The sequence below is a fragment of the Kordia periserrulae genome (assembly GCF_003054265.1).
Lineage (GTDB): Bacteria > Bacteroidota > Bacteroidia > Flavobacteriales > Flavobacteriaceae > Kordia > Kordia periserrulae.
Map to the genome: position 1 here is coordinate 125,193 of NZ_QBKT01000005.1, position 14,978 is coordinate 140,170.

General features: G+C 37.0%; 11 protein-coding genes. 3 read left to right on the top strand and 8 right to left on the bottom strand.

The annotated features are described in order from the left end of the window. Positions 1-2: 2 nt before the first annotated feature. On the top strand, positions 3-1,430 hold the full coding sequence (locus C8N46_RS11635) for a DUF5723 family protein (protein WP_245896830.1): 1,428 nt from the start codon (positions 3-5) through the stop codon (positions 1,428-1,430). An 82-nt stretch (positions 1,431-1,512) separates the two neighbouring features. Then, complete coding sequence (locus tag C8N46_RS11640) at positions 1,513-2,310, top strand: hypothetical protein (protein WP_108115078.1); 798 nt, start codon at positions 1,513-1,515, stop codon at positions 2,308-2,310. A gap of 441 nt (positions 2,311-2,751) precedes the next feature. Here C8N46_RS11640 and C8N46_RS11645 read toward each other — a convergent pair whose 3' ends face one another. Further along, on the bottom strand, positions 2,752-4,029 hold the full coding sequence (locus C8N46_RS11645; protein WP_108115079.1) for a replication-associated recombination protein A: 1,278 nt from the start codon (positions 4,027-4,029) through the stop codon (positions 2,752-2,754). An 83-nt stretch (positions 4,030-4,112) separates the two neighbouring features. On the opposite strand from C8N46_RS11645, the gene C8N46_RS11650 reads away from it, so the two are divergent. Beyond that, positions 4,113-4,868 (top strand): rhomboid family intramembrane serine protease, encoded by a 756-nt coding sequence (locus C8N46_RS11650; RefSeq protein WP_108115080.1) that lies wholly within the window; start codon positions 4,113-4,115, stop codon positions 4,866-4,868. On the opposite strand, the gene rlmB is transcribed toward C8N46_RS11650, so the two are convergent. The 7 genes from rlmB to C8N46_RS11685 form a co-directional block, all read right to left on the bottom strand. Further along, complete coding sequence (gene rlmB, locus C8N46_RS11655; protein WP_108115081.1) at positions 4,869-5,609, bottom strand: 23S rRNA (guanosine(2251)-2'-O)-methyltransferase RlmB; 741 nt, start codon at positions 5,607-5,609, stop codon at positions 4,869-4,871. Between the two features lie 74 nt (positions 5,610-5,683). After that, the gene (locus C8N46_RS11660) at positions 5,684-6,529 is read right to left on the bottom strand and encodes a hypothetical protein (RefSeq protein ID WP_108115082.1); all 846 of its coding nucleotides are present in this window, start codon (positions 6,527-6,529) and stop codon (positions 5,684-5,686) included. A gap of 11 nt (positions 6,530-6,540) precedes the next feature. Continuing rightward, a complete protein-coding gene (locus tag C8N46_RS11665; protein ID WP_146169806.1) occupies positions 6,541-7,383 on the bottom strand; it encodes a hypothetical protein in 843 nt (280 codons plus the stop codon). 20 nt (positions 7,384-7,403) lie between these two features. Continuing rightward, on the bottom strand, positions 7,404-8,825 hold the full coding sequence (locus C8N46_RS11670; protein WP_108115084.1) for a RagB/SusD family nutrient uptake outer membrane protein: 1,422 nt from the start codon (positions 8,823-8,825) through the stop codon (positions 7,404-7,406). 14 nt (positions 8,826-8,839) lie between these two features. Next, positions 8,840-11,953 carry a SusC/RagA family TonB-linked outer membrane protein gene (locus tag C8N46_RS11675; protein WP_108115085.1) on the bottom strand — a complete coding sequence of 1,038 codons (3,114 nt, stop codon included), beginning with the start codon at positions 11,951-11,953 and terminating at the stop codon, positions 8,840-8,842. 352 nt (positions 11,954-12,305) lie between these two features. Continuing rightward, a complete protein-coding gene (locus tag C8N46_RS11680; protein ID WP_108115086.1) occupies positions 12,306-13,949 on the bottom strand; it encodes an aryl-sulfate sulfotransferase in 1,644 nt (547 codons plus the stop codon). A gap of 125 nt (positions 13,950-14,074) precedes the next feature. Continuing rightward, entirely contained in the window at positions 14,075-14,977 is a 903-nt protein-coding gene (locus C8N46_RS11685; protein ID WP_108115087.1) for a hypothetical protein, read from the bottom strand. Between the last annotated feature and the right edge of the window lies 1 nt (position 14,978).

A 14,978-nucleotide genomic window follows, 5' to 3' on the forward strand; every position in this document is an offset into this window, starting at 1 on the left:
TATTGAAAAAACTCAGTTACATATTCCTATTTATCACCAGTTTTGCATTCGCACAAAACAAACCATTGCTGTACAATTTTACAAGCATTCCACAATCGTTATTGCTCAATCCTGGTGCTGAGGTCAACTACAAATGGCATGCAGGTTTTCCGTTGCTATCACACATTCACGCTAGCGCTGGTGCTTCTGGCGTTACGGTATATGATGTGTTTGCTGATAATGGCGTAAATTTTAATGACAAGTTGCGTCGTGTGGTGTATAATTTAGATCGAAACGACTATTTTACGGTCAATCAGCAATTGGAAATTTTTAGTGGCGGATTTGCCTATGGAAACTCGTATGAACCTGATAAATACCTGTCTTTCGGTTTGTATCAAGAACTAGATATACATTTTTATTATTCAAGAGATTATGCAATTTTGGCGTACGAAGGCAATCAAAATAATATTGGACGTAGTTTTGACTTGGGCGATTTGAATGGAAAAGGAGAGTTGTTGTCGGTGTTGCATGTTGGAATCACGAAAAAAGTCAATAAAAAATGGACGTATGGCGTTCGTGGAAAAATCTATTCGAGTCTGCTCAATTTTAAATCGACCAATAACAGCGGAAGTTTTATCACCACAGAAGGCACCAACAATTTTTACAATCACAACTTTGATTTGAATTTGCAATTGCAAACTTCGGGGTATGCTTCTTTGATTGATTTGGACAACGACGGACAAAACGATTGGAATCGAAAAGCCATCAAAGAATTGCGAAAAAGAGTACTTTTTGGTGGAAATTTAGGCTTGGGATTGGATGCAGGATTTACCTATCATCCCAAAGAACAATGGACAATTACAGGAAGTATTCAAGATATTGGATTTATTTATCACACCAAAGACGTAGAAACCTATACGTTGAAAGGTCAGTACACGTTTGAAGGCGTGAATCCGCTATTTCCCAACAATGGTTCAGGGCAAACTGCCGATGAATATTGGCAAGAAATTACCGAAAACTTTGAAGATTTGTTCGAGTTGGATACGATTACCACAAACTATATGTCGTGGCGTTCGCCTAAAATCAATGGCTCTGCATCTTATAAATATGGAAAAAAAGTACTCAAAGAATGCAATTGCACCGCAGATGACGGCGATTATTTAAACGAAGTCGGGTTGCAATTTTTTGCAATTGGACGTTCGCGCAGACCGCAATTAGCACTTTCTGCCTTTTATTACCGACGTTTATTTAATTTTTTAAGTGGAAAAGTCACGTACACGGTTGATGGCTTTTCAAAAACAAATATTGGTGTTGGACTGTCTTCGCATATTGGAAATATCAACTTTTATATTATGGCAGATAATTTACTGGAATATCAAAATCTTGCCAAATCCAACTATGCGTCTGTGCAATTGGGCTTCAATTATATTTTTCCGATGGAGAAAAAGTAGCGGATTCCAATAAAATGCTTAATTTGGAGCAAAAATATCGCGTCTTTATATCAATAGACATATAACTTAATAATTTAAACAGATGAAACGTTTTATAGCGAGTGTACTTTTTGTATTCATAACCTTTTCTTGTTTTTCACAAAAGTTGAATTCATATAAATATGTAGTGATTCCGTACGAATTTAGTTTTTTAAAGAAACATAACAAATATCGTGTCAACACGCTTGTACGTTACTTATTTAAAAACGAAGGATTTGAAGTATTATACGATTCTGAAGATTTTCCAGAAGAATTGAGCAGCAATCGATGTTTAGGGTTGTATGCAGATATCAATAGTGATTCTAATATTTTTACGACAAAATTAGCATTCGTATTACGTGATTGCTCCAATAAAATTGTGTTGGAAACGCCTTTTGGTCGCTCCAAAGTTAAGGCGTACGAAAAAGCATATAGTCAAGCGTTGCGGGAAGCTTTTGAAACGATTAAAGCGGAAAATTATACCTATCAGCCCAAGAAAAAAGAAGTGGAAATTCCGCCACCACCACCGCCAGTACAAGTCGTTGAAGAAATGCCAGATAGCGTTGAAGTGAAAGTAACAGAAGAGAAAAAGCCAATCCAGAAAACTGTTGAGCAAACTAAAACGACGACGACTGTTACAGAAACGAAAAAAGTAGTTTTATATGCCCAACCGATTGAAAATGGTTATCAATTGGTAGATACTTCGCCAAAAGTGATTATGATTTTATTAAAAACAGGCGTTCCGAATGTGTATTTGGTAAAAGGGCAAGATGCTACCGTATACAAAGAAAACGGACAATGGATTCTGTCAAAAGCTACAGCTAACGGAAACGCAAAGTCTACGTTGGAGATTAAGTTTTAGTTTTTGGTTGAAGTGTTTATACGTTTAGATGTTTAGGGTTTGAAGTAATTCAAAATCCAACATTCAACATTTAAAATTTCAAGTTTCCAAGTACTTCTCGATACATTTTTCTTTCAGAAAAACACTCGAAGTGACGGTTTTTTTAATGTATCAATTTGAGAATTTGAAAATGTACCAATGGTTTATTGCTTACTTTTCTTATAAAGCTTAAGTGACGGTTTTAATTAACGATTAACGATTGTTGATTGCTGATTTTTGATTGAAAAATCTCAATGCTACCCAATGTTTCACAAAATGTAAGTTCGTTGTGTCGAGAACAGCTGTGAATTTCTACGGTTTAAGAGTTTATACGTTTAAATGTTTAGGGTTTGGAAGTAATTCAAAATCCAACATTCAACATTTAAAATTCAAAAAAGTCTAACAGCGAAGCGGTCTAAATGTCTAATAATTATATTTATCCTTCCAGCGATTCTTTAAAAAATCGCGGAGACTTTTCTCTCTTGGAGTACTTCCAGGATCATAGATTTTTGTATTGGAGATTTCATCTGGTAAATATTCTTGCGCTACAAAATTGTGATTGTAATCGTGTGAATATTTATAATCTTCGCCATAACCTAAATCTTTCATGAGTTTGGTTGGCGCATTTCGCAAATGTAATGGAATCGGCAAATCGCCAGTTTCTCTTACAATCGCTTGTGCCTTTTTGATCGCCATATATGAAGCATTGCTTTTTGGGGAAGTCGCCAAGTACACCGCACATTGACTCAAAATGATACGCGCTTCCGGATAACCAATAATAGAAACTGCTTGAAACGTATTAGTAGCAATCACCAAGGCTGTCGGATTGGCAATTCCTATATCTTCACTGGCAGAAATGAGCATTCTTCGCGCAATGAATTTCACATCTTCACCGCCTTCAATCATACGCGCAAGCCAATACACAGCGGCATTTGGATCACTTCCACGAATCGATTTGATAAACGCCGAAATGATATCGTAATGTTGCTCGCCTGTTTTGTCGTACAACACTGTGTTTTTTTGCACGCGACTCAACACCAAATCGTTGGTAATGGTTATGTTTTCTGTTCCTTCAGAATTGATAAGAAGCTCAAAAATATTCAACAGTTTTCGTGCATCGCCGCCCGAAAGTTTCAACAACGCTTCCGTTTCTTTGAGGGTGATTTGTTTCTTAGAAAGTTCAACATCTTCTTTGATAGCACGTTGCAGTAACTTTTCCAAATCATCTTTCCCGAAAGGATTCAATACATATACTTGACAGCGTGACAAGAGTGCAGGAATGACTTCAAAACTTGGGTTTTCTGTCGTAGCACCAATGAGTGTTACCCAACCTTTTTCTACAGCTCCTAACAACGAATCTTGTTGCGATTTGCTGAATCGGTGAATTTCATCAATAAAAAGAATTGGATTTTTTGTGGTGAATAATCCATTGTCTTGTTTGGCGCGTTGAATGACTTCTCGAACTTCTTTCACACCAGAACTTATCGCGCTAAGCGTATAAAAAGGACGGTCAGAAGTGGTTGCAATAATATTTGCCAGCGTCGTTTTTCCAGTTCCTGGTGGTCCCCAAAGTAGGAGTGAAGGGATGATTCCCTGCTGTATTTGTCGGGTTAAAACCCCCGTTTCTCCTACCAAATGCTCTTGACTTATGTAGTCTTGAAGCGTTTTGGGACGTATGCGTTCGGCTAATGGTTCACTCATGGTGTAAAAATAATATATTGTGAATTAAGTGACAATTTTTCATGCGAATACATCTTGGCTGATTTTTTGACGAATTGTTTTGTATGAATCCAAAAAAGCATCCTTTTATTTTCACGCCAGCAGTGTTGCTGATTCCTTTTCTTTTTATTTTTTCCATTTGGTTGGTGTATTGGAGTGAAGTGCGTTTTGGGTTCCGTTTGAATGACTATGGTGTGTATCCAAGAACGTTGAAAGGATTGCGAGGTGTTATTTTTAGTCCGTTTATTCACGGAAGTATGCGACATCTTTGGAATAATACCATTCCGTTGTTTTTGTTGAGTGCTGCTATTATTTATTTTTATCGTTCACAACGTTGGACAATTTTTCTTGTTGGATTGTTAGGCTCAGGAATCATTACGTGGTTGATAGGACGTGAAGCCAATCATATTGGTGCTAGCGGATTTATTTACGTATTGATGAGTTTTATCTTTTTCAAGGGAATTATTACAGGATATTATCGTTTTGTGGCGGTTTCGCTCATTATTATGTTTTTGTATGGTGGAATGTTGTGGTATTTATTTCCGATAGACAATCACATTTCTTGGGAAGGTCACTTGGGAGGATTTATTACGGGATTTTTATTGGCTGTTTTTCTTCCTGTAGTATATACAAAAGAAAAGTTTGAGTGGGAAAAAGAAGAATTCATTCCTGATGACGACCCATTTATGCGTCATTTTGATGAAGATGGAAACTTTATAGAAAACCTACCAGAAGAAACTTTTGAGGAAACCAAAACAGAAGCTACCGTACGAATTAAGTACATTTATGTCGATTCTTCTAAAAATACTGAAGAAGAGTAATTAGTTGAGTCGTTGACGGACAATTTCATACAAAAACGCACCACAAGCCACTGATACATTCAGCGAAGCAATTTCGCCTAACATTGGTAGTTTTGCTTTGCTATCTACAATTTTTAAGATGGAAGGAGAAACACCTTTTCCTTCAGAACCCATCACAATTGCAACAGGAACAGTGAAATCTATGTCATATACATTATGCGTAGTTTTTTCTGTGGCAGCTACAACTTGTATTCCTGAGCTTTGCAAATGGTAAATAGCATCTTTGATGTGGTCTACTTTACAAATAGGAATTTTGAAAATGGCTCCAGCAGATGTTTTTACGGCATCTGCATTCACAGGTGCGCCACCTTTCTTTTGAATGATGATTCCATCTACACCAGTACATTCAGCCGTTCTGATGATGGCTCCAAAATTGCGTACGTCACTCAGTTGATCAAGAATTAAAAAAGTAGGTACTTTTCCAGATTCAATTACATTCAAAACTAAAGTATCAAGATTGTGGAATGCAATAGGAGAAATCAAGGCAATCACGCCTTGGTGATTTTTTTTAGTCAGTCTGTTCAATTTTTCAGGAGGAACAAACGAAGTGCTGATAGCGTTTGCACGCAACAGCTGGTCTAATTCGTTAAATAAATCCCCTCTAAGGCCTTTTTGAATAAAAACCTTATCAATAGTGCTTCCTGAATTAATGGCTTCAATAATAGCTCTTATGCCAAAAATTTGTGTAGTGTTCTCATGCATGGCGCAAATATAAAACAAAAAACCACCCAATTGGGTGGTTTTTATGATGTATTATATTAATGTGATATTAATTCTTACATTGGTGTATACACAGATACTCCATTTTCTCCATATCCTTCACAGAACCAAGAGATAGTAATAACTCCAGTATCAATGTCAACTTCGTTCACACCTCCATTTAAAGGAATGATAGATCCCCAAGGGTCACTTTGGTTTTCCCACTGGATTTTGTTACAAGAGTTAAAGAACGTTACATCCATACTAGTTGGACCAGTTCCGTACGCAGAGCTGTAAGGACCTCCGTTGTAAAGACCTCCTGAGAAATCTTGTACGAAGAATGTTCCATCACCGTTGTCGATGATTTCAGCAGTTTGCGTGTGAGGATTGAAACTTGGTAAGAAATCATGGTATCCGTAGTTCGTAGTAACGCTGTACATTCCACCTAAGTCTAATGTAAGGTCACATACTAAGTTTACAGTATGTACTGTAGTAGCAGAACCATCAGATAATCCGATTCCAACTCCTCTTGATGCACTTTGTAATACAATGTTGAAAGTGATGTCTCCAGCTACTAAAGCAACATCAGCTCCAGGTACTACATTTAAGTCAATTGTAGCAGTATTTGTATTTGGTTCAAAGTTTACTGTTCCAGAACCAGAAACTGCATCTGCAGAGTTTCCTAAAACATTTTCAATAGTATAGTTAACGCTTAAGCTACTTGTATTGATAGGAGCTGTATAGCTAACAGGAATTGAAATTGTTTCTAATGAACTATTTACTGACGTAGTTGTTTCGCCAGAAGGGAATTCTATCCATCCAGATTCAGGATCAGATTGAAACCTACTATCATCGTCACTCACACAGCTAAATGTAAGTACCAATACTAATGGTAAGACGAATAATTTTACGATTTTTTTCATAACAAGATTAATTATAATTTAGTTAATGTGTACGTAGTTACAGCAGCAGCGCCACAAATTTCATTAGTGTCTTCAGTGAAAACAAGAGTAATACTTGTATCGTCACCTACTGTGTAAGAACCTGGTGATGGAGATGGTCCAAATGCGATAGAACCTCCACATCCAACTCCTGAAGCTTGTCCAGGAACAATTCCGTTAGCTACAATATCTCCACATACTAAGTTGAAAGAGAAATCTGCTGGTGGATTTGCGAAGTTAAAGCTTGGGTAACACTTTACGTTAAAAATTCTTTCAGTAGAAGCACCTCCTACAGCAAGACTAACAGTGTTTCCTGTTCCTAAAGCAGGAGCAAAACCTGCAGCTCCGATTCCTCCAGAAACAAAAGTCAACATGTAATCACCAGTTGCAAATGTTGATGCAATTGGGCAGATTTCTACGATAGATAAAGAGAAAGGAATTGCACTTCCAACTCCACCATCATCAATAGAATCAATTTTTAAAGACAATGTTTCTGTTTGCGTAGTTAATCCGATATCTGTTGCAGTTACTGTTAATGTAGCAAAGTACTCATTTGCAGGAATTGTAACAGAAGAAGGGAAACTATATACTTCACTTCCTACAGTTGTATTAGCTTCATCTACAGAAACAGTTACAGTTCTTGGAGATGAAGAAAGTGTACTAACACCGATTTCAATATCAAATGTATTGCTATCGTTGATTTCAACTTCTAACGAACCTGTAGTTCCGTTAAAGTACGCCAATGTTTGGCTTTGATCATAAATAGGCGCTTCTGTCTCTTCACAAGATGTGAACATGAATAATGCTCCTATTAATAATATTGCTATTTTTTTCATTACTTTCTTTGTTTTATTGATTAGTATCCAGGGTTTTGAACCATGTTAGGATTTGCATTAATCTCAGCCTGAGGAATTGGGAAAGTAAATTTCTCAGATGAAACAGGAAGTGAACATGGAACAGTTTCACAATCTACTGCAATTCTATCGATTCCTTGATTTAAGATATTTCTATATCTCTTGATATCAACATATCGGAAACCTTCGTAACATAATTCAACTCTTCTTTCAGCTTTGATACTAGTAATAGCTTCGTTTAAAGAAGTATATGTAGCAACTGTTTGAGGAGATCCAAATCTTGCACTTCTTAGAGCAGCAATGTCAGCAGCAGCAGCAGCAAAGTCTGGAGCAGCTTTTCTAGCATTCGCTTCAGCTCTGATTAAGTACATTTCAGAAAGTCTCATAGCTTTGTAGTCATTGATATAGTTCGTATCCGCATTTGGTGGATATTTACCAATGATTAATAAAGGAGTACTTGCTCCTGGGTCACTTGTTGGATCAACGTTTACTGTACGACGGATGTCACCAGCAGCAAATTCGTTAAATAATCCATTAGACATTTCCATGAATGCTCCACCTGTTCCTGTAAAGATCCAGTTAAAAGCGATAGAAGCGTTGTTTCCTTGAACGTTATCAAACTTGAAGATTACTTCAGTAGTATCTCCGTCACCAGCAAACATAGCAGCGTATTGTGCTTGGTTTGCTAAGTTGTAGTTAGCAATGATAGTGTTTGCATTAGAAATAGCAGTGTTGAAATCACCAGTATATAATGCAATTCTAGCTCTTAAGAAAGTGATGAAATCTGGAGTAACATAGTTGATATCCGTTGCACTTGCAGGAATTAAACTTGAAGCTAACGTTAAGTCATTTTCAATTTCAATTAGGTTTTCACCAACAGTTTGTCTTGCAGGTAAACCAGAAGTAGCTACAACATTTTGGTAATATACACCTAATGAAGAAGGATCCATCATATCTGGTGCGTAGTACGTTAATAAGTCAAAGTGTAAGTACGCTCTAAACGCATAGCTTTGCGCTAAAATGTTATCATACGCATCTTCTTCTCCTGCTTGAGGAGCGATAGTGCTAGCTGCTGCTAACAAACGGTTAAAGTTGTTAATAGCGTTGTATCTATCAGCCCAAGTTCCTTGGTCTCCACCAGCTTCGTTTAATACTTGATTGATTAAAGCGATTTGCTGTCCACCATTATCAGCTCCAACTTTACAGTTATCTGTAAAAATTGAGTTAAATGCTAACAAACTTGCTTGTCCACCACCACGATTAATACTATTGATGGCTCCACGAAGTCCATTTTCTAAGTCAGATACACTTTGAAAGGCAGTTTCCTCTACTAAGTTATCAACTGGAAAACGTTCTAATTGATCATCACAACTTACTGCAAATAGTAAGGTAACAATAATTGGTATTAGAAAATATTTTTTCATTTTTATTTTTTTATTTAAAAGTTTAAGTCAAATCCTAAAGAGAATGTTCTAGGAATCGGATAGTCAAAGAATCCACCAGATTGGTTACCTTCTGGATCAAATCCTCTCCATTTCGTCCAAGTAACTAAGTTAGTACCTTGAACATAAATTCTCATTCCAGAAAAGACATTTGTTTTCTCTAAAATTTTTGAATCAACAGTGTATGAAAGTGTAATATTTCTTAAACGTAAGAAAGACGCATCTTCAATGTAACGATCTCCAATTTCTGCACGACCTTGGAATGTTAATCTTGGAATATCTGTTACTTGACCTGGAGTAGTCCAAGCATTTAACATAGTAACAGATTGGTTAGCGAAACCTGCTAAAGAAGCATCCTCGATAATCGCTAATGAACCATTACGTCTCCATCTGTCAGCAGCAAAAGAGAATAATGCGTTTAATGCAAATCCTTTATAAGAGATATCAGCTCCAAAACCTCCAGTATATGTAGGGTCAAAGTTTTTATCTAAATAAACTCTGTTGTTTGGAGTAAATTGGTTTGTAATGTTACCATCAACGTCATAGTAAAGTGGTTGTCCATTAGAAGGATCTACACCAGCCCAACGTACATCAAACCATGTAGCAGCTTGACGACCTTCAGCATTACGTAATGTAACTCCTGTAAATTCTACTGGTAACTCTTCAATTCTGTTTTTGTTGTAGTTAGCATTACCACGTACTGTGATAGACCATGGGTTTGTTTGAGATTTTCTCAATACGTCATATGCAAATTGGAAATCAACCCCTGAGTTTCTCATACTACCAATGTTAGTAGTAACAGTACCATAACCTGTTTGAGCAAGAGATAATGGTGCGTTGTTAGAGAATAAGTCTTCTGTTAAGAAGTTATAGTAATCTAACTCCCCAGAAAGTCTGTTATTCCATAATCCAAAGCTTAAACCAACGTTTAACTGATTTGTAGTTTCCCACTTGATATCTTCATCAACTAACCCGTTAAGTCCGTAACCTGTTCCTAACTGGTAACTTGTAGGATCTGCAAATACAGTTTGTAATCCTTGATAACGAGAACCAACACCTTGGTTACCTACAACTCCATAACTAGCTCTTAATTTCAAAGTGCTGATGAAGTCAACATCGCTCATGAAATCTTCATTGTCAATATTCCAACGACCAGCAACAGACCAGAATACACCTGTTGAGTTTTTAGGGAAACGAGAAGTTTGGTCACGTCTGATTGTACCAGAGAAACCGTACTTTCCATCATAGTCTAAATCTAATGTTGCGAATAAAGAAGCTAATGCTAGTTCAGTTTCAGTAGAGAATACACCTGGAACGTAGTTTAATGCTAATTCAGTTGCAGCATCTAAAATTCCGTCACCATTTGTATCGTCACCTTCTTGTGTGTTACCACTAGTGAAACCAGCAGAAGAACCTGGTAATGCAGGGTTCAAACCGAAAGCAGTATATCCAGCTTGTTGTGTATTAGAGTAGTTGTACTCACCATATACAGAAGCAGATAAATTTAACTTATCAGTAATGTCATTTTGATATCTCACGAAAGCATTTAAGATGAAGTTAGCATCTCTAAAGAAAGTTTCTCCTTGAGAACCTTTTACTTCAGCACCTTGGTTAGGAGTAATCAAACCTCTAATACTTCCTGGAGTAGTAATTTGTAATAATTCAATGTTTGTGTAGTCAATACCAATAGAACCTCCAACTGTTAAGTTTTTAGCGAAGTTGTAATCAGCATTAATACCTCCAACCGCTTTGAATTCAGTTTCTTGGTCTGTATTGAATCTTGCAGTGTTCAATGCTAAGAATGGAGTGTTTAAGAATCCATTCGCATTCACTTGGTTTCCGTTAGCATCAATAGCTCCACTTCGAACAGTACCAAACGTATTTAAACTACCGTCTGGGTTAAATCTGTTTAAGTAAGGAAGACCAATGTATGGTACAATAAACGGGTTGTCTAACTGACCACCTGTGTTGTTACCTCTGACAGCATCTACAATAAAGTTACTCACAGAGCGGTTCAACGTTAATGTAGTTCCGTAGTTAAATTTCTTATCTGCAGAACTTCCAGTGAAGTTATTTCTGAAAGAGAAACGAGTCAAGTCACTACCTAAAGTAATACCTTCCTGCTTGAAATACTGCATAGAAGTATAAGAGCTTGTTGTTTCATTTCCTGTAGAAATACTCAATTCGTGAGAAACTGTTGTTCCTTGCTGGAAGAATACATCTGACCAGTTGGTATTTGTTTGTCCAGCAATAGCAGCAATTTGTGTGTCTGATAAACCGTCACCAAATTGTGTTCCTGGTAATAAATCTCTTTGCCAAGTTAAGAATTGAGTTGCATTCATCACCTCAAATCTAGTTTTAGGCTTCACAGCAACACCATAAAGTGTTCTATACTGTAAATTAACTCCAGATCCTTTTTTACCTTTCTTTGTAGTTACAATTACAACACCACCAGCACCTCTGTTACCATAAATCGCTGTTGCAGCTGCATCTTTCAATACAGATAATGTCTCGATGTCGTTTTGGTTTAAACTTCTAAAGTTGTCTTGATCTACTGGTACACCATCAATAACGAATAATGGCTCAATATCACCTTGTAAAGATCCACGACCTCTAATGATGATTGTTGCAGATTGACCTGGCTGTCCTGAACCTGTGTTCACGTTAACCCCTGCCGCAGCACCTTGAAGTACCTGGTCTAACGAGTTAATCGGAACTTGCTCAATTGTTGCACCATCAACCGTAGCAATAGAAGATGCTACTTTTGCACTGTTTACAGCTCCACCATAAGCGACAACTGTTACAGCTTCTAAAGCTTCACCTTGTTTTAACACCACGTTGATAGTAGCAGACGTAACCTTGATTTCTTGCGGAGTATATCCTACATAGCTGAATACAAGCGTTTGCCCGTTGCTAGCTTGGATAGAATAATTTCCATCAAAATCAGTAGTCTTACCTGTAGTAGTACCTTTAATCGAAACAGTTGCTCCTGGTAATGGTAAACCTTCTTCATCGGTCACCGTACCTGAGACAGTCTGTTGTTGTGCAAACAGAATTTGCACAAATAACGCTAGGAATAGCGTTAGAATTCCACTAAACTTTGTTCTCATTTTTTTAATTTATTTGAATTAGCTATCGCCAAAAATCCTAATTATATGTTAATAATCCAATTTTTTTTTCTTAAAAATGCTTAGAAAGCCTAAGTTTTTTTGAAAAACACGGTTTATTGAACCTTAATTGGGTTAAGTATGGTCATAGAAATGAGGACAATGCGGAGTTGTAATTTATAAAATTATCAAAATGAGATAGTTTTGTTAAATTTTTTAACGGCCTTGCAGAATTTTTTATTTTTTGTGAGAAGTGTTTTAAAGTATGTATGTAAACTATAAAAACTCAATAATTCATTGACTTTCGAATTATTGAGTTTTGTGAAATTGTGTGCTTTCTACTTAAAAGATGTATTTATTGCTTGATAATTTTTGTAGTTGTTATTTTGCTATCAGCGTAAATTTTGACAACATAAAAACCGCTATTTTGAAATGTAAGGTCTATGCTTTTTTCTCGCGAAGAAAGAATTAATTCACCAAGTGCAGAATATACTTCTATTTTATCTATTGTGCCAATTCCTTTAACTTGAAAGCGGTTTTTGACAGGATTCGGAACGATAACAAATTCTTCAGTGTCCAATTCGTTTACACTTAAAATAGTGCAATTCGATAAGTCTGGATTTTGTTCTACTGGTGCAGAAGGGGTAAGGGTTCTTCCCGTAAAAGCAGGATAATCAGCAGCATATCGCAAAACTCTGAATGTTAGGTTAGGAGAAGCGGTTGGGTCATCTCCTTGCGATAAAATTCCTGTAGGAGTTACTGGATTTACATATTCCCAAACAATTTCTTCGGTAGGTGTTATTTCAAAAAAATATCCATCGTCACCGTCGCAAATTAAGGTGTTTCCGTTAGGTAAACGTTGTGCGCTTGATAATATTCTGGAGTAGAAATCCGTTGGAACTAAAGAAGTGTATGTGTAATCTGTGTTTTGTGGTCCATACGCAGTTCCAGGTGTGTAGCTGTAGACGCCTTCTGAATCTTCAGGAGGTGTAATGATGTCTATTTGCGAAACACTTGGAGTTCTAGTGAAACCATTATTGAAAATAATCATTTTGCGAGCATCTGTGAGTCCGTCAGCGATAAAATGAGGGTAATGTTGCCCAAATAACTTTTGGTCGGATGCTGAGCCTCTTTTGTACGCTTGCGGATTTCCCCATCGGTATAGAAAATCGCCGCCTTTTCCTCGAAGTCCACCAGAACTTGTAGCTGCTTCTGCGGTTGTAGTGCTATGGTCGATGATGTAAATTTCGCTCAATAATCGTGAACTGATAACAATTTGATCCAATCGTTCATCATATTGAATAGAATTGTAATGCAACCAATTGGCATTTCCGGCAGAGTTTCCTAAAAAGTTGATGTCGAGCAATTGCGGGTTGTCTTCAACAACACCAAAATTATCTTTAGTAGCATCAAAATCTTGAATTAAATGGTCTTTAACATTCCATTCCCAAACGATATTAGCGCTATTTGTGCCTACAGGTTCTAACTCTAAAATTTGTTCATTGAATAATTTTCCTTGTGTCAGATTGTTAGGGTCTCTTCCAGCTTGTATGGCTTCTGCCTGTGTCATTGTTGTTACTGCTAATACCAAAACATTGCCATTAGGCATCGGAAAAACATCATGATGTTGTGAAACAGTAGGAGAGGAATAGGTGTATTCCCAAAGTAAATTTCCATCCCAATCAAAAAGTTCGACTTTTCCGCCAACGCCTCCAAAATTGATGTCTGCATTAGCAATTCTACCTGCGCGAAGTAGGTTTCCATTTTCTAAAAGATAAACTGCGTTTCCTGGAGCAACTGTGCTTGTCCATTGATTGATGACTTCTCCACAGTTATTGATAAGATACGTTTCTGTGTGTCCGGCAGGTGCATATAGCGTATAGCCATTAAAAGTGCCTTGATTATTGGTAATAGTGCCTATCGTGTTTTGCGCTTTTATAACAATACTCCATAAAAAGATACAGCAAAAAAGAATATTGCTTTTCGTTTGATTTTTCATAGCTTTTCATCATTTTGAAAGTATATGAACTTTCAGTCGCGAAAAGTAACGAATATTAACTAAAAAAAAAATTGCCTTTGAAGTTTATTCAAAGGCAATTAGTATAAAGTTAAAATCGTGAGATTTTATTCATTACATAAGTTCAATGCAATTGGTCCAGCTGCTGTTCCAGGTGTTCCAGTCGCAACTGTACTACCACTAGGTCCTGTAATTTGGAAAGACATTTCTCCCCAGAAATCACCGTTGAAAACCCAGTCACCACTTACTCCATCAGGAATTGTAATAGTTCTAGTTCCTGCACTATTTCCAGAAGTACAAGCGTATCCTGGTGCTTCGTAAGGCGTACAAAGTCCTATTTCGAATACAGTTCCGTTACTAAGTGTTACGGTAATTCCAGGGCCACCACCATTACTTGTAGTAGGTTGCCATCCGTCACCATACGAATCTTGCATGTCAATTACCCAGTCACCTGCTGGTAACGTTGGAGAATCACACACAACTGTAGATGCGAAAGTATGATCTGCTGATTGATTGTCAAAGTTCGCACTTACGTCAGAAAATGTTCCTTGCGGATTTGTAAGTGCTAATCTGTAGTTAAATCTGTCACCACCTTCTAATGCAGCAGGATCAACTCCTAATGCAGAAATAATAGAAGCTCCGTCAAAAGAAATAGCTACCTCAGGATATCCTCCGTCTGTATTAGTAAAGCTTGATGATTCAGCAGTAACTAATAGTGCTTCGTCCGTTGTAAGGTTTTGTCCTGCAAGAGAAACAAATACTTCAACTTTGGTAACATCCGTTCCGCCTGCAGGAGAAATGATTTGATACTCCTTTGAGAAACTTGAGCTACTTGGGTCTAATTTATTTACGTTGGTAGAACCATTTGTAGTGATTTCAGCTGCAAAAGGTACACCTGTGTTGATTAAGTCATCAAAATCAACAGGCAACGTATCGTCGTCTTTACAGCTATAAAATGCTATGCATATAGCACTTACAGCCAAGATTGTTTTTAAAAATTTATTTTTCATA

Bases quoted from the DNA above. Each gene is read 5' to 3' on its own strand.
- C8N46_RS11640 (WP_108115078.1), top strand. From the start codon at position 1,513: ATGAAACGTTTTATAGCGAGTGTACTTTTTGTATTCATAACCTTTTCT.
- C8N46_RS11645 (WP_108115079.1), bottom strand. From the start codon at position 4,029: ATGAGTGAACCATTAGCCGAACGCATACGTCCCAAAACGCTTCAAGAC.
- C8N46_RS11650 (WP_108115080.1), top strand. From the start codon at position 4,113: ATGAATCCAAAAAAGCATCCTTTTATTTTCACGCCAGCAGTGTTGCTG.
- rlmB (WP_108115081.1), bottom strand. From the start codon at position 5,609: ATGCATGAGAACACTACACAAATTTTTGGCATAAGAGCTATTATTGAA.
- C8N46_RS11660 (WP_108115082.1), bottom strand. From the start codon at position 6,529: ATGAAAAAAATCGTAAAATTATTCGTCTTACCATTAGTATTGGTACTT.
- C8N46_RS11665 (WP_146169806.1), bottom strand. From the start codon at position 7,383: ATGAAAAAAATAGCAATATTATTAATAGGAGCATTATTCATGTTCACA.
- C8N46_RS11670 (WP_108115084.1), bottom strand. From the start codon at position 8,825: ATGAAAAAATATTTTCTAATACCAATTATTGTTACCTTACTATTTGCA.
- C8N46_RS11675 (WP_108115085.1), bottom strand. From the start codon at position 11,953: ATGAGAACAAAGTTTAGTGGAATTCTAACGCTATTCCTAGCGTTATTT.
- C8N46_RS11680 (WP_108115086.1), bottom strand. From the start codon at position 13,949: ATGAAAAATCAAACGAAAAGCAATATTCTTTTTTGCTGTATCTTTTTA.
- C8N46_RS11685 (WP_108115087.1), bottom strand. From the start codon at position 14,977: ATGAAAAATAAATTTTTAAAAACAATCTTGGCTGTAAGTGCTATATGC.